Raw genomic sequence first — 20,264 nt, forward strand, 5'->3', positions numbered from 1 at the left:
TAGACCTATACAGTAAAGAGCAAAAATACATATTCTCCATTATAAACAAAATCTTGGTGAATATGCTAGTTTCAGTTAAGTATTATTTGTCTTTTCTATTAATAATTTTTATCTTTATTCATTTACACTTCATTTTCTTCTTTTCATTTTTTTTGCAAGAGCTAAAAAATAAAGTAGCATATTTATCTGCTATTTGCAGTTCGCCTGTATCGACAGGCAGTTTTCTTCCACATTGATAGATATTTCTCATTTGGAAATACTAACACACAAGGGAGGAATAACATGAAGTCACTACTTTTTATTATCTTTATATTGCTTATATTAATCCTTTTATTATCTATTGATTTTCATCTCGGAAGAAAACATCATCTCAAAAAAATAAGCCGACATAATCACGCCTTTCGTTATTCAGACTTTCATCTATATAGAGATGGAACAGAACTATTTCCCGATTTATTTTCATCCATTAAAAATGCTAAAAATCATATTCATATTTTATTTTATACAGTTAAAGCGGACAGCATCAGCAATGAGTTTTTATCTTTATTAAAGGATAAAGCAAATGAAGGGGTAGAAGTGCGTCTTATCCTTGATTGGCTGGGTAGTTTTAAGCTTAAAAAAAAGGCTGTAAATAAGCTGAAATCTGCAGGTGTTCAGTTTCGATATTGCCAAATCCCCAAGCTGCCGTTTTTATTTTTTTCGCTTCAAGTAAGAAACCATCGTAAAATCACAATTATTGACGGAAATATCGGGTTTATGGGAGGCTTTAATATAGGTAAAGACTATATACATGCAAATCTTAAATTGAGTCCATGGAGAGATTATCACATGAAAATAGAAGGAGAGGGGATAGAAGATTTGCAAAGAGCATTCTTAATTGATTGGCTGGAAGCCTCTAAAATTAATTTACTGCAAAATGATGTTTATTTCCCAAAGCAGAAAAAAGGACATTCCAGACATCAAACTATTCCTTCAAAAGGAAAATATTTAGAAGAAGAATTAGCTCATATTATACGCAATAGCAATAGCTCTCTTATTATTGGAACTCCCTACTTTATACCAAGCAAACAATTAACGCAAGAGCTGATATTGGCTTTAAAACGGAATGTTTCAGTTACTTTTCTTTTGCCGAATAATGCAGATCATCTCCTTGTAAAAGAAGCTTCCTTTCCTCCTTTAAGAATTTTGCTTTCAAAAGGGGCACAGGTTTTTCAATATACCCACGGCTTTTTTCATGGCAAAGTACTTGTAGCGGATGATGAAATATGCTTGATCGGTTCCTCTAACTTTGATAAACGAAGCATTTTTCTTAACCATGAGATTAACTGCAGTATTTATGATCCAGTCTTTATTCGTCATATGAAAGAAGTAATTGCGGATGATCTGCAGACTTCAAATGAAATATTTTATGAAGATATTGCAAGTCCGTCTCCTTGGCAATTTATAAAAGAACGAACAGCTCTTATTCTATCTCCTTTTTTATAAAGTGAACCTTCCATCAGTGGGGGTTTTGTTCATCCCCTACTGATGGTTAGTTGAACTTATCGGATCTTTACGGGCGAGTTTCAACACCTAGTTTCCTCGATTTCTCTGCATCTTGAGGTGGGGGTTTTACTTCCCGTTAAGAGTGGGATAAAAGGAAAACCCAAAAGCGGGAGTTGTACGCCCTATAATACGGGATTAAAACAAAAATAACATGAAACGGAAGGGAATAAGGCGGTGTATGCGAAGTCAGTTTATTTATTTAAATTGGACCTGTCGAATTTAAATACTTTTCTATCCGTAAAGCTCCGCCCACTTTCCATTAACCAATATATACATATAGAGGAGAGTAAAAATGCTATATCGATTCGGCTTTGTGTCCCATGCATTAAATCTTTGGGATGCATCACCTGCAAAAACATTAACGTTCTCACGCTACAAAGAAATGACCAATGAATTGAGGCTTGAAAAGCTAAAAGAAGTAACAGAAGCGAACCTAAATCATACGATCCGAACACTGCATTATAATATCGGCCACGAAATTGAGCTCTACAGAATGTCTAGCTCGATTGTTCCATTAGCAACCCATCCGGAGGTTATATGGGATTTTATTTCGCCTTTTAAAAAGAAATTTTCAGAGATTGGCCATCTTGTCAAAAAACATCAGCTTAGGGTTAGTTTTCACCCAAATCAATTTACGCTTTTTACTTCTCCTAGAGAGGAAGTAACTAAAAACGCTGTTATTGATATGGAATATCACTATAAAATGCTAGAGGCAATGGGAATAGAAGAAAAAAGTGTCATCAACATTCATATTGGAGGATCATACGGGGATAAAGAACAAACACTGCTTCGTTTTTATGATAATTTATCGATGCTCCCTCAAAAAATAAAAAAGATAATGACATTAGAGAATGATGATAAAACATACAATACAGAAGAAACATTAGCTGTTTGTCAAAATGAACAAATCCCGCTTGTTTTTGACTATCACCACCACATGGCCAATCTTAGCAGCACCCCTCTGGAGGAAATGCTTCCGGCTATTTTTGAAACATGGAAAAACAGAGGCATGAAACCAAAAATCCACTTATCTTCACCAAAATCAGAAAAGGCTTACCGTTCTCATGCTGATATGGTTGAGGCCGAATATGTAAAACCGCTATTTGACATGCTGCGACCATTGCAAACAGATATTGATTTTATGATTGAAGCGAAAAAAAAGGATCAAGCCTGTTTACAGCTGGTAAACGATTTAAGCAAAATCCGCGGCATGAAAAGAGTTGGGGGAGCAGCGCTTGAATGGCAGTAACTCCCTCTTTATTCCTAATATAATCCTTCTTCACTAGATAACAGCTATTTTTGTAATGCACCAGGTGGAAACTCCACCTGCATCCCTTCTTACTTATATCCTCTTGAATTATTAATCTTCAATAAAATAATAAACTATTACTAAAAAAAGAAGCCAATTTCAACTCATCTGAAACTAGCTTCAAAATTCATTTTTACACCTTACCGGTAAAAAATGAAGAGCTTAAAAAAAGCATAATCCCACTAATTTTTAATTGCATGAGAAAATCATAAATTTTAAATGAAAATTTAGATAGTATTTTCTAATCAAAATTTTAACTTTCTCCATGGGAGTTTCTAAAAGCATTGGTACTCTGTTCATATCTGGAAATTAAATTCAGAAGGAATTGTTCCGGATGCTCGATTGATTGCTACTAAATCAGCTGCTGTATTAATTATCATGGTGTTGCTTTTAATGTGTCCGCCAGAATTATTGCAAATTTATTAGATAAGCACTTTACTGGGACTAAAAAAAGAAAAAAAGAGAAAAAAGAAATGAATGCTGCTGCATAGTGTATTCTTCGTAATCACCGGTAGATGTACTGGCTGAATAGGTAGAAGGAAAGGAAAAAGGTGAGTCCACTATCATTTAAGCGGCTCACCTTTTTCTATAGCTAAATAATGGAAAAGTAAAAAATATAAGCTTTTAAAGTTAGATGTGGCCTTGCTCTTTCCGCCAATGAGCTATGGCACTTTCGCTTTTCTTCTTACATTTTTTCTGGTGCGGAAACGCCGATTAAGCGCAGTGCATTTCGCAATGTAATTTGTGTTGATTTAATAAGTGCTAATCTTGCTTTTGTTCTTTCTAAGTTATCTGCATCTAATACTTTTTCCGCATTGTAGAAGCTGTGGAATGTTGATGCTAGATCATAAATATAGTTCGTAATGCGGTGCGGCATTCTTTTCAATGCTGCTTCTCCAACTGCTTGTGGGAATTCTCCTAATTTTTTCAGCAGATCAAATTCTTTTTCTGCGACGATTTGCGCAGCATCCAAACTTTCTGTCAGCTCGATGCCTTGCTCTTTCCCTTGTCTTAAAATGCTGGAAATCCGTGCGTGAGCATATTGTGCATAGTATACAGGGTTTTCATTAGATTGAGATACTGCTAAATCCAAGTCGAAATCTAAATGCGTATCTGCACTTCTCATCGCAAAGAAATAGCGTGTTGCATCAAGACCCACTTCTTCTACTAAGTCTCTCATTGTTACAGCTTTCCCTGTACGTTTGCTCATCTTCATTTTTTCACCATTTTTATATAAGTGAACAAGCTGAATAATCTCTACTTCCAATGCATCTTTATCATAGCCAAGCGCTTGAATCGCTGCCTTCATACGCGGAATATAGCCGTGGTGATCCGCTCCCCAAATATTGATAAGCTTTTCAAATCCTCTTTCCAGCTTATCCTTGTGGTACGCAATATCAGGAGTTAAATACGTATAAGAACCATCGTTTTTAATTAATACGCGATCTTTATCATCGCCAAAATCAGTTGAGCGTAGCCATGTCGCGCCATCCTGCTCAAAAATATAGCCATTTTCTTTTAACCTATTAAGAGCGACATCAATTTTGCCATTATGGTATAAAGACGTTTCGGAATACCATACATCAAATGGTACACGGAAGTCTTCTAAATCTTGTTTTAGTTTTGCCATCTCGTATTTCAAACCATATTCACGGAAAAAGTCAAAACGTTCTTGTTCCGAAACATTTACATACTTATCGCCAAATTCTTCTGCAAGCTTTTTGCCGATGCCAATAATATCTTCTCCGTGATATCCATCCGACGGCATTTCTTTTTCTAAACCTAATGCTTGAAAATAACGTGCTTCTACTGATAATGCTAAATTATTAATCTGATTCCCAGCATCATTAATATAATATTCCCTTGATACTTCATAACCTGCTTTATCTAAAATATTGCATAATGAATCACCAACTGCTGCACCGCGGGCATGCCCTAAATGCAAGTCCCCTGTAGGGTTGGCTGAAACAAATTCAACCTGTACTTTTTCTTTATTTCCAACATTTGTTTGCCCATATTCTTCATCCGCTTTTAAAATAGTTGGAATTAGATCTGTTAAATAGCTGTTATTCATATAAAAATTGATAAATCCAGGACCGGCAATTTCTAATTTTTCTATAGAAGCTTTGCTTGTATCGAAGTTTTCAATAATTGCTTCTGCAATCATACGCGGCGCTTTTTTTGCCACTCTCGCTAATTGCATGGCCATATTTGTTGAATAATCTCCATGTGCTTTCTCTTTTGGAAGCTCTAAAATAACTTCAGGTATTTGCTCTTCCGCTGCTAAACCTGCTTTTAAAACACTAGCTTTAATTTCTAGCTTTAAATTTTCTTTTATTTGATCTACTATATTCATTCTTATTCGTTCTCCTCCTTGAAATTTATCGTCATATGATAGGTTCCATTCTTACTTCCCTGCGTATTTAAATCATATAAAATATCGAGTAGACCTGCTGTTTGGTCTGCTTCTTTTTCCCACTCTAATCTTTTGGTGTCCGTCACTAATTGAAATACGCCGTAAGGACTTTCGTAGCTTCCTATTCGTTGTTTATTTAATTGAAAGGACAGCCTCATCTTAACTGCGCCGCTTCGGAGAATAAGACCTTCATCTCCCGAAAATTTAATAATCGTTTTTATAGTGCCTTCTTCTATTATTTCTTCATATTTTATATATTGGCTATTATCTTTTTCTAAGTATTGACCAAATCCAATCCACTCAATACTTTCCTTGTTCTTTCCATTATAAATATGGGTTTTCACATGTATTTTTACAGGCACCTGTTCCGCTGAACGAGCTGACAACGGCAACACATCCTTTTCTTTTACTGTATAACTTTATAAGTATAAATTTTTTAGTAGGGAAGTGCAAGATGATCGGTGAGAATATACTGAAGTTATAGAAAATGAATTTTTTTCATAATGGTTTATATTACAAGTAATATATTTTTTAAAGGAGAATTTTCTTTTAAAACGATTCCAAAACGTATTTTTATTATTAATATTATTGTTTCTGCCGTCTTTACGGTTGGTGTTCTTTCTGCCATTTATGCCTCTATGTTAGTTCCGGCTGACTATAAATCTGTTGTATCCATGTCGTCAGGAATCATCAACGGAGTTGCCACAATTTTATTAACTTTATTTATCGATCCAAAGGCTTCTGTCCTAGCTGATCGGGTTGTTAAAGATAATAGTCCCTATATTTATTTAAAAAGCTATTCGTTGACAATGGTCAGCTCTAAATTTATCGGTACAGTTATTGCACAATTATTATTTATTCCAGCTGCCTATTATGTGGCCTGGTTTGCTATGTGGATTTAAATGCATGCCAGTCCAATCTCTTTATTTTTTCCTGCACAAAAAGAAAGTGCTCTATAACACTTTCTTTTTGTGTTCTTTTGTCAGCAATAGATTTTTTTCTAAGCTACCCTGAAAAGTGTGATGTTCTTGTGAGTAGTCCGCAGCCGGCATACACTTCGCTTTCCATGGGGCGGGCGCCAAGCCTCCTCGTTGCTAGCGCTTCTGTGGGGTCTCGGCTGTCCCGCTAATCCCATAGGAGTCTTCGTGTATGACGGCTGCTCTGCGATAAAAAATAGGGATACTGCTTCTTTTCATGTGCCATGGTGCAAATTTGGTTGTATGGGTGTCTACCATAACCTATTTTATTATTGAAGTTTATGATAATAGATCTTGTACAAATTTAGGCAATACAAATGCTGCTTTGTGCAATTCTTTTGTATAGTATTTAGTTTCGATCTTATGGAAACGATCTTCTTTTACTTCTAATGGATCATGTTTTTTTGAACCGATCGTAAATGCCCACAAACCGCTTGGATAGGTGGGGATGTTTGCCGTATACAGTCTGGTAATCGGAAATATTTCTTTTACATCTTTCTGCACGGAACGAATTAAGTCTGCCTTAAACCATGGATTATCCGATTGAGCCACAAAAATTCCTTCCTCTTTTAATGCTTTGGCTATTCCATCATAAAAACCTTTTGTAAATAAATTGACGGCGGGGCCTACTGGCTCTGTTGAATCGACCATAATAACATCGTATTCGTTTTCGCTTTCAGCTATATGCATAAAGCCGTCTCCTACTTTTACATCAACTCTTGGATCATCCAGCATGCCAGCAATTTCCGGGAGGTATTTTTTGCTGTATTCAATGACCTTCCCGTCAATATCTACTAATGTAGCTTTTTTAACATTAGGATGCTTCAAAATTTCTCGGATGACTCCACCATCTCCACCGCCAACCACCAAGACATTTTCTGGATTTGGGTGTGTAAATAATGGAATATGAGCGACCATTTCATGGTAGACAAATTCGTCCTTAACAGACGTCATTACCATGTCATCGAGCAGCAACATATTGCCCCATTCTTCTGTTTCCACCATATCAAGCTTTTGGAAGTCTGTTTGTTCCGTATGTAAAGTTTGTTTGATTTTCATCGTAATGCCGAAGTGGTCTGTCTGCTTTTCTGTAAACCATAATCCCATTCTTTTCTCCTCCATTCTTTTCCTTTTTATTAAAAGTGAAGCTAGTGAGCAGTAACTCTAATTGGATTGAGTCGTTAATTGCTGATTAACTCCTTAATACTTATACTTCCCAAACAAAAAAATAACAAACAAGTAAAGGACCCTTAACAATGCAGGTACCAAGAAAAATTTAGCTGCATTGGGATAAAAATGTTTAAAACCCACATCATAATTCCATACTATACCTAACTATCTATTCCATGCTTATGATACGGACTGCGGCGAACGTTTTTATCCCACACTTAACGGGCAGTAAAATCCCCACCTCAAGATGCTGAGAAATTGAGGAAGCTAGGTGTTGAAACTAGCCCGTAAAGATCCGATAAGTTCAACTAACCATCAGTGGGGGATGAACAAAACCCCACTGATGGAAGGTTCACTTTATAGACTGCTTTTAGCAGGAATGATTTTTCACTGTTATTGCGAAAATTTTTTTTGTTCTGGAGGTGAAAGGAAAATGGAGGTCATAGCAAAAAATCGTCTAAAAAACTCTTCTAAATATTTTCGGCTTTTTGCTATTTTAGGATTATTATCCATGATCACTGTCAGCATAATTGTTATAGGGATTCTTATTTATGCAAAAATATTAGGAGCGCCGCCCCTTGCTGTTTCACAATCTACTTTTTATTATTCTGATGATGGCAGCATTATCGGCGAAAGCAATAATGGCCAAAAACGGTATTGGGTTCCGATAGAAGATATCAGCCCCTCGCTTGTAGATGCGACGGTTTCTATTGAAGATAAAAACTTTTTTGATCACCATGGATTTGACTATAAACGAATTGCCGGTGCAGTTCTTGCTGATATAAAAGCAATGGCAAAGGTCCAGGGGGCGAGTACCATTACACAGCAATATGCTAGAAACTTATTTTTAGAACATGATAAAACATGGAAAAGAAAAATATCTGAAGCCTTTTATACGATTCGGCTGGAAATGTTCTACAGCAAAGAAGAGATTTTAGAAGGATATTTAAATACAATTTATTACGGAAATGGAGCATACGGTGCCGAAGCTGCCAGTCAGTATTATTTTGGAAAAAACGCCTCTAAGCTTTCTTTAGGTGAAGCAACGATGCTGGCAGGCATCCCAAAAGGTCCTAGCTCCTATTCTCCATTGGTTTCACAAGAAAATGCGAAAAAGAGACAAGTGATTATTTTATACTCTTTACTGAAGAATGGTTATATAAATAAAATACAAATGGAGCAGGCTTTAAAAGAGAAGCTGACATTTATCGGTCATTTCCCTAATTCAAATGTGAAAATAGCACCCTATTTTCAGGATACGGTAAAAAACATTTTGAAAAACCAGCTCCATATGGATGACAGAACCATTGCACTTGGAGGATTGAGAGTTCATACAACTTTAAATACTAAGCAGCAGGACATTGCCGAAAAAACGATCAGCAACACTATAGATCCAAAAAGCAGCATTCAAATTGGTTTTGTCTCTATAGATCCACAAACCGGTTATGTGAAAGCAATGGTTGGCGGCAGAGATTATAATAAAAGTCCGTTTAACCGGGCAGTACAGTCAAGCAGACAGCCTGGATCAACAATGAAACCTTTGTTATATTATGCTGCTCTCGAACATGGTTTTACGCCAACAACCATGATGAGCAGTGAAGAAACAACCTTTCGCTTTGATGACGGGACCGCCGCCTACACTCCACATAATTTTAATAATAGATATGCAGATGCTGATATTACATTAGCTCAAGCACTCGCTTTATCTGACAATGTATATGCTGTAAAAACTCATTTATTTTTAGGACAGCAAACACTAGTGGAAACCGCAAGAAGATTTGGAATCTCAACGCCATTGCAGCAAGTTCCATCCTTAGCATTAGGCACCTCCAATGTAAAGGTTGTTGAGATGGCAAAGGCTTATAGTATCTTTGCCAATGGCGGCAATAAGGTAGAGCCCGTATTTATTACAAAAATAGAAACAGCGGATGGGAAAGTATTGTATCGTCATAAACAAGAAAGAAAAAGAATATTGGATAAAGACTTGACGTTTGTAATGAATGAATTAATGACAGGCATGTTTGATAAAAACTTAGATGGCTACTCAAGTGTTACAGGCACCACTATTATGAGGGATATTCACAGAATTTATGCAGGAAAATCCGGGTCAACCGAGTCGGACAGCTGGATGATTGGTTATACTCCACAGCTTGTTTCTGCTGTGTGGACTGGATATGATCAAGGAAAGCCGATTACTTTGGCTGCTGATAAAACATATGCAAAAAATGTGTGGATTCACTTTATGGAAGAAAGCTTAAAAGAGGAACCGATAAAAGGATTCCATCCTACAAAAGGAACAGTAGGTGTTTATGTTGATCCCAAAAGCGGAAAACTTGCGGCAAATGGCTGCTCTGGAAAAAGGCTGATGTATTTCACAAAAGAAACAGTGCCAACTCAATATTGTTCTGCCTTGCATAAAAAAGATTCCTCACCTTTCCATAAAAACGATAAAAAGTCAGAAGAAAAAATGCCTTGGTATAAACGAATCTTTCATTGGTAACAAGAAAAGCGGAAGCGCCTTGGTATTGCCGTACGGACTGGAGGGACTTCGACTGAGATATAGGAAACACGAAGAGCGATAGCAATTCGATGTTGACTTATCGTAGGGAGGAGTCCTGAAGTACGTTAGGCAATAGGTGCTGGAGCTAGACAACAAGAAAAGCGGAAGCGCCTTGGTATTACCGTACGGACTGGAGGGACTTCGACTGAGATATAGGAAACACGATGAGCGATAGCGATTCGATGTTGACTTATCGTAGGGAGGAGTCCTGAAGTACGTTAGGCAATAGGTGCTGGAGCTAGACAACAAGAAAAGTGGAAGCGACTTGGTATTGCCGTACGGACTCGACGACTAAATATGCAAAAAAAAGGAACGCTGAGGCAATATGGTCAGCATTCCTTTTTGTTATGCATTTAAATCTTCTTTTAATTTTGCACTGGAGTTTTCCCATAATATTTGATCATGATTTTGTAAAAATTCTACAAGCACTTTTTTCGACTTATCGTCCATATGATCGACCATAATATGCCGTTTCATTGATTTATCCATTTTATTAACATGCTCTGGAAGCGACTTATACCCTCTCCGTATCGAACGGTCCACCGTCATTTCACATGCTGTAACGCCTGCATAGTATGGACCATCCAATTTGCGGTCAATAGTTACCCATATTAGCCAATACGGTTTTCCGTTTGGAACTTCCTCTTTTTCTTTTAAAAATTTAATCCCTTTTTCCACGACACTTCTTGCATGCATAGCGCCCACATCTACTGTCGCTTCTCCTGCTTCCACATCAATAATGACAGGAGATACATTTTCTAAGCTTAAGCTGCCGACACCAAAGCCTCCATGTCCGTCTGTTGGATCATTTTTTATTATATTAAAACCAATTGTCTTTTTCTTTTTTTCTTCCACTGATTAAACACTCCTTTTCTATTATTATAAGTAAGCATAAATTTTAAGAAGTCCGATGGATGTCTAACTCCAGCGCCTAGCCTCTAAAAGATAATCTCGTGTCTCTAGAAGTAAAAGACACTATTGAGCCGAGAGAACATTTTTCTTCAGGCTGATCAAGGAGTCCGCTTTTCTTATACGTTTAAGATACTTCTAAACAGTTGAATAAATACCCTTTGCACCATTCTTATATACGGAAAAATAGTACTATTGGATAATCCTGTCACAACTAATACAATAAATAAGATAGAACCATATACTTCATATTGAGACATTTTTGCTCTTATACGATTGGATACCAAGTCCTCAATGATACGGTAGCCATCCAATGGCGGTAAAGGGATTAAATTAAACGCAAAAAGCAATAAATTCATATATATAAAAATTTCCAAAAAAGGATAAAAATCAATCGGCAATCCATTCGTTATTCCTGTATTAAATAAAATAGAATATAAAACAAAGCCGGTAAATGCCAACACTAGATTGCTGAATGGTCCAGCAAAGGAAACAAGTACTCCTGCCAATTTAGGACGTTTAAAGTAATAACGGTTGACAGGAACTGGACGAGCCCAACCAAAACCGACCAAAATAATAAAGATAGCACCAAGCGGGTCGATATGCGCAAGAGGATTCAACGTTAACCTTCCTTGCTTCTCTGCGGTTGGATCGCCAAACTTATACGCCACATACGCATGTGCATATTCATGAAGCGTAAAACCTATAATAACGGTAATAATAATATACGGCAAATCTGCCCATGATTGTGAAAATAACAAATGATAAACTCCCCTCTTCAATCAATATGTATAATAAAACAATATAATCTCTATGTTTCTTTCCCTTAAAATTATACATGATTATTAAATTGAAAGGAAAAATTTCTAACAGTCCTTCGACAAACAGTAACAATCTGAAAAAAAAAACTATTATCACCATTAGAATTTGTCTATTTTTCGAAATAATCCTATAACAATTTTCATAATAATGATGAAGGAACTTGCACTTTTTCTGAAAATGTGAAAAACTACTTACGAACAGCGAGTTGACAACATAAAATATTGCCGTTTATCAGGCTGTACGAAAGTTGTTTTCAAGCGCTATGTTCTTGGAAGAATTAGCATCCCGAGGATGGAGCGTTTGTCGACAGCCTTCGAATATCTCTAGGAGGGAAAATCCATGCCATATATCACAGTAAAAATGTTAGAAGGCCGCACAGAAGAACAAAAAAAGAATCTTGTAGAAAAAGTAACAGATGCTGTATCTGAAACAACTGGGGCTCCAAAAGAAAAAGTAGTTGTATTTATTGAAGAAATGACAAAAAATCATTACGGTATTGCTGGCAAACGTTTAAGTGATCAGTAAAATATTTGGATTGCATCTGCCTATAAATAAAGCCAGCCGAATAAACGGCTGGCTTTTGTAATATCTCCTGATCTATTACTGAAGCAACTTGCCTTTCAGACTTTCAATGTATAAATAGGCATTCTCTACTTCTTCATCTGTATATTTTTGTTTACTTTTTAATGTAAATACCTTTTCTTTTACTTCCTCTTTCGTTAAATTATCAAAAAAGAGAACGGTGGAAACCAGCTCAAGAAACCTTGAATTTTGTTCATTCATATCGGAGAGACAGGATGGCAAAAAAGGCATATCTACTTCGTTTAATTCCAAAAATTCTTTTCCATTTTCTGTTAAAGAATAGCGATATTGAAAATAGCCGCCCTTTTTTTCTTTTACTTCTTTTAAAAATCCCATATTGCACAATTCTTCAACTCTTAATGTCAACTCTTCTGAATAGGGACCAAAGAAATGAAATTGATATTTCTCTTGAAATGGAAAATCCAGTTTCTTCGCAATATAAATCATCTTTTGCAATTTTTTTCTTCCGATAATCTCACCTGAAGCAGCAATAGCATTTATTATTTTGGCATGATCTTTTAACAAAACTGGTCATCTCCTACTCCGTTTATTCCTAAAAAAGCACCACTTTTTCTTTCAACATCTGCGCTTACGTTATGTCTAGCAATTGACGAATTTGTTTTTTTATTTTTCCTTTTAAGCTGTCATTTTTTAAAATATCTTTAGGGAAATACAGCTTATGGTCGGTTCTTCTTTTCCCTGAGATACTGTCTACAATTTCTGACTCTCTTGAAAGCTCCCTAATCTCATTGTTTTTCATCAATAAATGAATAGGCAAGCGTTCTTCCTCTTCACCAGGCCTGTAAAAGTCATATGGGAGGTCTGACGAAGAATCAACAACAAGATAATAGTCTGGATCTATTCCTGCTTTTTGAAATAGCACAGATAGTTCAGCCAGTTTTTTATATTCCTTCGCTGGATCAAACTCTACATATTTAAATAAGTTCCTATTCATAAATCTGCGGCATAAATCACTTAATACAGCGTCTTCTTCTTCCTGCCACATTTGGAAATAGTAAAGAATAATTGCTTCATCCAATTTTAAGTAGTCTTCTAATGTTGTTTCTTCTTCAAAAAGTGAATAAAAATGAGTAGGATGATGTTTGAAGGAGTAGAATTGCTCATGCAAGTGTTTTGCTCTATGTAATATCTTTGTCAGTATTACTTCCGCACTTCTCGTTACAGGATGGAAATAGACTTGCCAATACATTTGATACCTGCTCATGATATAATCTTCCACTGCATGCATGCCGCTTTGCTTAATGACCGCCTGATCTTCTCTTGGACGCATGACGCGAAGTATCCGCTCCATATCAAAATTCCCGTAGCTGACTCCAGTAAAATAAGCATCGCGCAATAAATAATCCATCCGGTCCGCATCAATTTGACTGGAAATTAAGCTTACTACAAGCTTTTCTTTTGATGTTTTTCCTATGACCTCTGCCACCTTTTTTGGAAAATCCTTGTCAACTTTCCCCAGCACATGATTTACCTCCGTATCTCCTAAAATAATCTCCTGGGTAAAATGTTCATGATCTAAATCAAATACTTTTTCGAAGGAGTGAGAAAATGGGCCATGGCCTAAATCATGAAGCAATGCTGCACATAAGGAAAGTAATCTTTGATCGTTATTCCACTCTTTCCTTTCTTTAAAAACATCATCAATAATGCGCCTGACAATTTCATATACACCAAGAGAATGATTAAATCTGCTATGCTCAGCTCCGTGAAATGTCAAATAGGTTGTTCCAAGCTGCTTGATTCTTCGCAATCGCTGGAATTCTTTTGTTCCAATCAAATCCCAAATCACTCGATCTCGTACATGAATATACCGGTGCACTGGATCTTTAAATACCTTTTCTTCACTTAACACTTCCATAGAATAGGGCATACTTTTAACCTTCTCTCTATCTACATCTCTTAATTCTTCTGCTACTTTCCCTGAAGAAAACAGGGTTCTTCTAATTATGCAAATAATACTTTGCCTATACTCTTGAAATTCTTCTATCATTCTTCAAGAATTTTTTTCTTTACCTCTTTCCTATCCATATAAAAAGAGGTGATTCCATTAGGCAAGAGTTAGCAATCATAAGCATACTCGCAAGTTCGATCTTACGATGCTAACACTTCCTGCGGAAACATCCTCTATTTCATGAGAATTATTTATGCATATAACAAGTTTTCAGCTCTATTCTCACTTTAAGAGAGCATGTTTATTTCTTCAGCTTGTTATTTACTTTATCCATCAGTTCATCTTCTGATAATGCTGCAAGTGGACGATTATTGACAAAGGCAAATGTTTTTTTTCGACCTGGACCGCAATAAGATTGGCAGCCTATCTCAATTTTTGCATCAGGATCAATTTGCTTCAGGCGGGGAATTAATGTTTTTAAATTAACTGCCTGACAATCGTCGCAAACACGGAATTCGTTTGCCATCGAGACAACCCTTTCTATATAAAACATTCTATATTTAATCTAAGAAGATGTTCAAAATTCCGGGAAAATAGCTGCAAAATTTCTGCAATTCGTCTGCATAACGTTAAGTCGCTGTATCCTATAAAAAGCAGGTTGCTCTAAAATGCACTTCCTTGCATTTCTCGGCGCTGTTATTTCTCCCTTTGAACACGTATAATATGGTATTTTACCCCTTCTTACCTTTCAATGCAAGATGCAAACTTTTGTCAAAATCAGTAGAAATGGTGTAAAAAAAGCTAATTTTCCGCCTTTTTTCTTCATAAAAAAAACATATTATTTACTATTTGGACAACTCCTAAATTTTCTGACCTTATTTCCAAGCTTTCTTTCTATCTTAATGACTGTTATTATTGTATAATTTCTTCTGACTTTAAGGAGGATCGAATAAATGAAAAATAGTAGATTATTCGTCATGATTAGCATCGTTCTCGCTATGCTTGTTGCATCCATTGATACGACTATCATGAACACTACCATGCCTATTATTGCAGATCAATTAGGCAGATTAGATTTGTATGCATGGTCCTTTGCATCCTATATGATTATGAGCACCATTCTTTCTCCCATTGCCGGAAGATTGTCCGACTTATTTGGACGAAAAAAGATTTTTGGTTTCGGAATTATCTTGTTTTTATTCGGCAGTTTATTATGCGGGTTTTCTAATACGATGATTCAGCTGATTATTTTCCGAGCTGTTCAAGGTTTGGGTGCAGGATTTATGATGCCATTTCCTGCAATTATTGCAGGTGATCTTTTCCCTATGGAAAAACGCGGAAAAATACAGGCGCTATTTACCGCTATGTGGGGGTTATCTGCTATCATTGCACCGCTGCTCGGTTCTTTCTTTGTAGAACACCTTTCTTGGAGATGGATATTTTTTATTAATTTGCCTGTTTGTCTGTTAGCATTTTTGACCTTATTGCCATATAAAGAAGATTATCAGTCTAAAAAAGCGAATATCGATTATATAGGGGGTATTTTGTTTGCTCTTGGAATTACCTTCGTGCTTCTTGTTACAATAGTGGAAAAAAACACAGTCATCTTTTCTATTATTGGAACAGCCTTATTAATCATATTTTACTTTTTCGAAAGAAAACAAGCTTCGCCAATAGTACCGTTTTCTATTTTTCATAATAAGCAGATTACATGGATTTTTATTAACTCATTTATTGGGACATTGGCACTGTTTGGGACTGCTAGTTTTATTCCCCTTTTTCTTCAGGATATCGCTGGATTATCGCCTTATCTAAGCGGAACTGCTTTATTAGGGGTTGCAGTCGGATGGATGCTTATGTCCGTTCCGGCAGGAAAATGGATAGGAAAATACGGCTATCGTATTCTATTAATAATTGGAAATACACTGCTTGCTATTTCTGGAATTTTATTAGCTTGTTTAAATGAAACACATGGTTTTGTATATACATTCTTTATTATGCTTATTCAAGGGTTGGCTTTTGGATTAATTAGCACAGTTGGCGTCATTGCATCCCAGCAGCTAGTCGGAAAGCATGAAAAAGGCATCTCCACCTCCTTTTTTATGTTCTGCAGAAATATGGGGACTGCCATCGGAGTTACCATAATGGGTGCGCTTTTAACGAGTGGCACCAGTACAATGGACGGTATTCACCATCTCTTTTTATTCGGTTTTATTGCCAGCTTATTTGCCTTTTCCACGGCATTTCTTATCCAAAAAGAACAGGTCTATCGTACAGAAAAAATATAAAACTGTAAATTTCAGCCTGCTGTTTGTGCAAATACTACTTTGTCTGCACTCAAAGCTTTTCCATCTTTAAGGAAAAGCTTTTTTAAAGAAAAAATCTACTATCCTTTCAATTCTTTGTATAAATAAAAAAATAGTTGGAAATGATGTAACTAGAACTATTTATCGTTAGAATTGGGGAGTTGAATACAATGAAACTACGCCAAGATGCTTGGTCAGAAGAAGATGATTTATTATTAGCAGAAACCGTATTGCGTCATGTACGCGAAGGCAGTACACAATTAAATGCATTTGAAGAAGTGGGAGATAAATTAAATCGCACTTCTGCCGCTTGTGGATTTAGATGGAATGCAGTTGTCCGGCACCAATACGAAAAAGCACTGCAATTAGCTAAAAAACAACGCAAACAGCGGCAGCGAATTTTAGGAAAAGATCAGAGTGGAAAGAAGAAGCTATTGTACTCTCCACCTGTGCCAACAGTGGATGACCTAGAAGCTTTATCTGTATCTACCAATATGGAAATGAGTTTATTGGAAGAAGAAACGGTTAGTCCAGATCCGGAAGTCATAGAAAGCTACCAGCCAAGTAATCATGTCGAACAACCGGATGCTTATCAACAGACTGCCAATGCAAGTTCCAAACTTTCCTTCCATACAAATAACTTAGACTTCGATACTGTTATTTCTTATTTGCAAAATTTCAGAAAGTCGCAGATTCAAGTCGATATATTAAAAAACGAGAATGAAAGATTAAAAAGAGAACTTGGTACATTAAGAGGCAAAAATCAAGAATTGGAAGACAAGCTAAACAATTTGGAGAGCAATTCAGAAACCATTCAAGAAGATTATGAAACACTGATGAAAATAATGAACAGAGCAAGAAAGCTCGTTCTATTAGATGAAGACGACCGACCTGCTACTAAATTTAAAATGGATCGAAACGGAAATTTAGAAAAAGTAGCAGAATAAGCAAACTTACATGGATAATGGACTAACTTCACAACAGCCTTATGTCTTGCCTAAATGAGTACAATCCTGTACGTCGAAGCTAGACACTTATCTAACTAAATATATACATTCTAATAATATTAATATAAGAGAAAAAAAGGAAGAGGAATTGGCAGCTATTCTCGATTTAACAAAGAGGATTTTCCCGCAAAAATCATAACCTTGTTATGACTTTGGGCAAAATCCTCTTTTTGATCGTATAGGATATTATTAAACGAAACAGATTTGTGAATAACTAAAACTTAGACAAATTCCTGTAATATTTTTTCATTTCTTTCGGTTACACGCTCGTAGTAGGATTCAAATAAAGGAAGTTCGTCTTCTTGCAGCTGGTCTGCAAATAAAAAACCAGCATAATTCTTTAATGTTATTAATAATCTTGTCATGACTTGATCAACTGTTAGCTCTACTCCGAGCAGCTCTGTCAAGGATGCCATTACTTCTGGTTGAATAACAGGGTAAGCAAACTTGGTCTGTTCACCAGCAACACCTGCAGCATAAAACCTCTGTATCACTTCGCCTCGTTTTTTTCCGCTTCCGTTTACACAGAGGTATATTTGCACTGCCACTCCATTTCGAATTCTTCTTTGTGAGATGCCTGCAAATTTTTTCCCACTAATGCTTAAATCATAGCTGCCTGGGCAGTAAGATCCAATAATTTCTTTCGCTTCTATTGTTTCTTTAAAGTCAGCAAACATATTCTTAATTAATTCCCACATGACATCATATCCGCTGTTTATATCCATTCCTTTTTCCCGCTCTGGCAAAACAATCGAGATATTCAATACATCTTGATCTAATACCACGGCTAGTCCTCCGGAATTTCTTACAATATATCGGTACCCTTGCCTCTCTAAAAATGCCAGCGCCTCCTTTAGATGAGGCAGTCTTGTATCCTGAATGCCCAGCACAATCGTTCGGTCATGCACCCATGTGCGCACAGTCGCAGGAGCACTTCCGCTTCCAACAGAAGCACATAATGTATCATCCATCCCAAAGGAATGAAGTGCTGAAACATGCAACCCCGTGCTGGACTGGTCAATAATTCTCCATTTATCTTGAAACAATAAATTACCATTCTCTTTCATTCTAAAACTCCTTTTGAAGGAACAAATAATACTATATTATATCGGAAAAAATCAGCAAACAAAAGATGAGAACAAAAGAAGATCTATTCTCCGCCTTTATTTACAACATGTAGCGCACATTTACCTTTTTGCTGCTTTATCGGAGGAGGCTTTTCTATATTAGCGGAAATCCAGACTCATTGGATAATCTACCCATTTCCTAAGAAAAGCGCAAGCGCCCTTGCTCATCGACAAAATAAGCTGGACTGAATCGAGTGAGATAAAGGAAACACGAAGAGCGTAGCGATTCGATGTTGACTTATCGTAGACGAGGTGAGGGAAGCGTTGAAGTCGATAGGGGGCTTGCGCTAGACACTTCTCAGACTTCCAAAAACTTATACTTTCTGATCTTACCATAAAACCTTTTTCCAAAAAAACACAAAAAAGGCCTGCAGTTACTACAGACCTTATTATGTAATGCGGATTAGTTGCTTAAGCTTTGTGCTGCTGTAATTAATGCCAATTTATAAACATCTTCTTCGTTGCATCCGCGGGAAAGATCGTTTACCGGGCGGTTTAAGCCTTGTAAAATTGGTCCTACTGCTTCGAAATTCCCAAGTCTTTGTGCAATTTTGTAGCCAATATTACCTGCTTCCAAACTTGGGAATACAAATACATTTGCATCTCCTTGAAGTGGTGAATCTGGTGCTTTTTGTTTGGCAACAGATGGAACAAAGGCTGCATCAAATTGGAACTCTCCATCAATTACTAATAGAGGATCTCTTAGTTTTGCTTCTGCAAGAGCGCCTTCTACTTTTTCTGTTTCAGGTGATTTTGCTGATCCTTTAGTTGAGAAGCTTAATAAAGCAACACGAGGATCTACATCAAACATTTTTGCAGTTTTTGCACTTTCTACAGCAATTTCTGCTAAATCTTGACTGTCTGGTGCAATATTGATTGCACAGTCAGCAAATACGTATTTCTCCTCTTCACGTACCATGATGAATACGCCAGATGTTTTCTTCACACCTTGTTTTGTTTTAATAATCTGCAAAGCTGGACGGACTGTATCTGCTGTAGAGTGAATCGCTCCACTTACTAACCCTTCTGCTTCGTTTGCATATACAAGCATTGTTCCAAAATAGTTTTCATCTAAAAGGATTTTTCTAGCATCCTCTTCCGTTGCTTTGCCTTTTCGTCTTTCTACAAAAGAAGCAACAAGCGCATCAAATTGAGCATATTTTTTTGGATCATAGATTTCAGCTTTTTCTAAAGATACACCTAAATTTTCTGCTTTTCCTTGAATTTCTTCAATATCACCAATTAGAATAGGTGTTAATACATTTTCTTCTGCTAAACGGGCAGCTGCCTTTAAAATTCTTTCATCTAATCCTTCCGGAAAAACAATTCTTAAATTTTGGCCAGTTACTTTTTCTTTTAAGCCTGCAAATAAGTCACTCATACTATTTTTTACTCCTCCTTTTTCTATACATATTATAGGATACTCTACCATGGCAAAATTTCAAAGAATATAATCAAATCTCTTTTCATTTTCATATATCTGACATAATTTTACCGGTATTTGGATTTTTATGTTTCCTATTTCTATTAATTGGCTACCCTGAAAAAAGGGTTCCGCAGCCGGCATATACTTCGCTTTCCATGGGGCGGGCGCCGAGCCTCCTCGGAGCATGGCTTCTGCG

General features: G+C 36.5%; 17 protein-coding genes and 1 pseudogene. 8 read left to right on the forward strand and 10 right to left on the reverse strand.

The genetic code is table 11. The features are described from left to right. Positions 1-282: 282 nt before the first annotated feature. The 3 genes and pseudogenes from cls to ACTYBU_RS08680 form a co-directional block, all read left to right on the forward strand. Complete coding sequence (gene cls / locus ACTYBU_RS08670) at positions 283-1,485, forward strand: cardiolipin synthase (protein ID WP_445488915.1); 1,203 nt, start codon at positions 283-285, stop codon at positions 1,483-1,485. 352 nt (positions 1,486-1,837) lie between these two features. Continuing rightward, positions 1,838-2,794: a UV DNA damage repair endonuclease UvsE gene (uvsE, locus tag ACTYBU_RS08675; protein WP_445488917.1), complete on the forward strand. Its 957-nt coding sequence runs from the start codon at positions 1,838-1,840 to the stop codon at positions 2,792-2,794. Between the two features lie 351 nt (positions 2,795-3,145). Next, positions 3,146-3,345, forward strand: a pseudogene (locus tag ACTYBU_RS08680) (phosphate ABC transporter permease PstA); the annotation flags it as partial. A 194-nt stretch (positions 3,346-3,539) separates the two neighbouring features. On the opposite strand, the gene argS reads toward ACTYBU_RS08680, so the two are convergent. Beyond that, positions 3,540-5,210, reverse strand: a complete 1,671-nt coding sequence (gene argS, locus ACTYBU_RS08685) for an arginine--tRNA ligase (protein WP_445488918.1) — start codon at positions 5,208-5,210, stop codon at positions 3,540-3,542. 2 nt (positions 5,211-5,212) lie between these two features. Next, entirely contained in the window at positions 5,213-5,656 is a 444-nt protein-coding gene (locus ACTYBU_RS08690) for a DUF1934 domain-containing protein (RefSeq protein ID WP_445488919.1), read from the reverse strand. Between the two features lie 117 nt (positions 5,657-5,773). Between ACTYBU_RS08690 and ACTYBU_RS08695 the strand changes: the two genes are divergently transcribed. Then, positions 5,774-6,172, forward strand: a complete 399-nt coding sequence (locus ACTYBU_RS08695) for a lipid II flippase family protein (RefSeq protein ID WP_445488921.1) — start codon at positions 5,774-5,776, stop codon at positions 6,170-6,172. 354 nt (positions 6,173-6,526) lie between these two features. Here ACTYBU_RS08695 and speE read toward each other — a convergent pair whose 3' ends face one another. After that, on the reverse strand, positions 6,527-7,354 hold the full coding sequence (gene speE, locus ACTYBU_RS08700; protein ID WP_445488922.1) for a polyamine aminopropyltransferase: 828 nt from the start codon (positions 7,352-7,354) through the stop codon (positions 6,527-6,529). A 496-nt stretch (positions 7,355-7,850) separates the two neighbouring features. Here speE and ACTYBU_RS08705 point away from each other — a divergent pair, with 496 nt between their 5' ends. Further along, complete coding sequence (locus tag ACTYBU_RS08705; RefSeq protein WP_445488924.1) at positions 7,851-9,917, forward strand: transglycosylase domain-containing protein; 2,067 nt, start codon at positions 7,851-7,853, stop codon at positions 9,915-9,917. A 405-nt stretch (positions 9,918-10,322) separates the two neighbouring features. On the opposite strand, the gene ACTYBU_RS08710 is transcribed toward ACTYBU_RS08705, so the two are convergent. Together ACTYBU_RS08710 and ACTYBU_RS08715 are read right to left on the reverse strand one after the other, a co-directional pair. Beyond that, positions 10,323-10,832: a YwhD family protein gene (locus ACTYBU_RS08710; protein ID WP_445488926.1), complete on the reverse strand. Its 510-nt coding sequence runs from the start codon at positions 10,830-10,832 to the stop codon at positions 10,323-10,325. A 173-nt stretch (positions 10,833-11,005) separates the two neighbouring features. Then, positions 11,006-11,647: a site-2 protease family protein gene (locus tag ACTYBU_RS08715; protein ID WP_445488927.1), complete on the reverse strand. Its 642-nt coding sequence runs from the start codon at positions 11,645-11,647 to the stop codon at positions 11,006-11,008. A gap of 400 nt (positions 11,648-12,047) precedes the next feature. On the opposite strand from ACTYBU_RS08715, the gene ACTYBU_RS08720 reads away from it, so the two are divergent. After that, positions 12,048-12,233 carry a 2-hydroxymuconate tautomerase gene (locus ACTYBU_RS08720; RefSeq protein WP_445488929.1) on the forward strand — a complete coding sequence of 62 codons (186 nt, stop codon included), beginning with the start codon at positions 12,048-12,050 and terminating at the stop codon, positions 12,231-12,233. 75 nt (positions 12,234-12,308) lie between these two features. On the opposite strand, the gene ACTYBU_RS08725 is transcribed toward ACTYBU_RS08720, so the two are convergent. From ACTYBU_RS08725 to ACTYBU_RS08735, 3 genes are all read right to left on the reverse strand, one after another. Continuing rightward, complete coding sequence (locus ACTYBU_RS08725; protein ID WP_445488931.1) at positions 12,309-12,815, reverse strand: YwgA family protein; 507 nt, start codon at positions 12,813-12,815, stop codon at positions 12,309-12,311. 64 nt (positions 12,816-12,879) lie between these two features. Further along, positions 12,880-14,181 carry an HD domain-containing protein gene (locus ACTYBU_RS08730; protein WP_445489273.1) on the reverse strand — a complete coding sequence of 434 codons (1,302 nt, stop codon included), beginning with the start codon at positions 14,179-14,181 and terminating at the stop codon, positions 12,880-12,882. Between the two features lie 322 nt (positions 14,182-14,503). Continuing rightward, complete coding sequence (locus ACTYBU_RS08735) at positions 14,504-14,728, reverse strand: DUF1450 domain-containing protein (RefSeq protein ID WP_445488933.1); 225 nt, start codon at positions 14,726-14,728, stop codon at positions 14,504-14,506. Between the two features lie 427 nt (positions 14,729-15,155). Between ACTYBU_RS08735 and ACTYBU_RS08740 the strand changes: the two genes are divergently transcribed. Beyond that, positions 15,156-16,490 (forward strand): MFS transporter, encoded by a 1,335-nt coding sequence (locus tag ACTYBU_RS08740; RefSeq protein WP_445488935.1) that lies wholly within the window; start codon positions 15,156-15,158, stop codon positions 16,488-16,490. Between the two features lie 188 nt (positions 16,491-16,678). Further along, positions 16,679-17,455 carry an RsfA family transcriptional regulator gene (locus ACTYBU_RS08745; RefSeq protein WP_445488937.1) on the forward strand — a complete coding sequence of 259 codons (777 nt, stop codon included), beginning with the start codon at positions 16,679-16,681 and terminating at the stop codon, positions 17,453-17,455. A 281-nt stretch (positions 17,456-17,736) separates the two neighbouring features. On the opposite strand, the gene ACTYBU_RS08750 is transcribed toward ACTYBU_RS08745, so the two are convergent. Continuing rightward, positions 17,737-18,582 (reverse strand): lipoate--protein ligase family protein, encoded by an 846-nt coding sequence (locus tag ACTYBU_RS08750; RefSeq protein WP_445488939.1) that lies wholly within the window; start codon positions 18,580-18,582, stop codon positions 17,737-17,739. Between the two features lie 463 nt (positions 18,583-19,045). Next, on the reverse strand, positions 19,046-20,023 hold the full coding sequence (pta, locus tag ACTYBU_RS08755) for a phosphate acetyltransferase (RefSeq protein WP_445488941.1): 978 nt from the start codon (positions 20,021-20,023) through the stop codon (positions 19,046-19,048). Between the last annotated feature and the right edge of the window lie 241 nt (positions 20,024-20,264).

The sequence above is a fragment of the Niallia sp. 03133 genome, assembly GCF_052663225.1.

What these genes read in the sequence shown, in the direction of transcription:
- cls (WP_445488915.1), top strand. Translation starts at nt 283, where the DNA reads ATGAAGTCACTACTTTTTATTATCTTTATATTGCTTATATTAATCCTT.
- uvsE (WP_445488917.1), top strand. Translation starts at nt 1,838, where the DNA reads ATGCTATATCGATTCGGCTTTGTGTCCCATGCATTAAATCTTTGGGAT.
- argS (WP_445488918.1), bottom strand. Translation starts at nt 5,210, where the DNA reads ATGAATATAGTAGATCAAATAAAAGAAAATTTAAAGCTAGAAATTAAA.
- ACTYBU_RS08695 (WP_445488921.1), top strand. Translation starts at nt 5,774, where the DNA reads ATGGTTTATATTACAAGTAATATATTTTTTAAAGGAGAATTTTCTTTT.
- speE (WP_445488922.1), bottom strand. Translation starts at nt 7,354, where the DNA reads ATGGGATTATGGTTTACAGAAAAGCAGACAGACCACTTCGGCATTACG.
- ACTYBU_RS08705 (WP_445488924.1), top strand. Translation starts at nt 7,851, where the DNA reads ATGGAGGTCATAGCAAAAAATCGTCTAAAAAACTCTTCTAAATATTTT.
- ACTYBU_RS08720 (WP_445488929.1), top strand. Translation starts at nt 12,048, where the DNA reads ATGCCATATATCACAGTAAAAATGTTAGAAGGCCGCACAGAAGAACAA.
- ACTYBU_RS08730 (WP_445489273.1), bottom strand. Translation starts at nt 14,181, where the DNA reads ATGCCCTATTCTATGGAAGTGTTAAGTGAAGAAAAGGTATTTAAAGAT.
- ACTYBU_RS08735 (WP_445488933.1), bottom strand. Translation starts at nt 14,728, where the DNA reads ATGGCAAACGAATTCCGTGTTTGCGACGATTGTCAGGCAGTTAATTTA.
- ACTYBU_RS08740 (WP_445488935.1), top strand. Translation starts at nt 15,156, where the DNA reads ATGAAAAATAGTAGATTATTCGTCATGATTAGCATCGTTCTCGCTATG.
- ACTYBU_RS08745 (WP_445488937.1), top strand. Translation starts at nt 16,679, where the DNA reads ATGAAACTACGCCAAGATGCTTGGTCAGAAGAAGATGATTTATTATTA.
- ACTYBU_RS08750 (WP_445488939.1), bottom strand. Translation starts at nt 18,582, where the DNA reads ATGAAAGAGAATGGTAATTTATTGTTTCAAGATAAATGGAGAATTATT.
- pta (WP_445488941.1), bottom strand. Translation starts at nt 20,023, where the DNA reads ATGAGTGACTTATTTGCAGGCTTAAAAGAAAAAGTAACTGGCCAAAAT.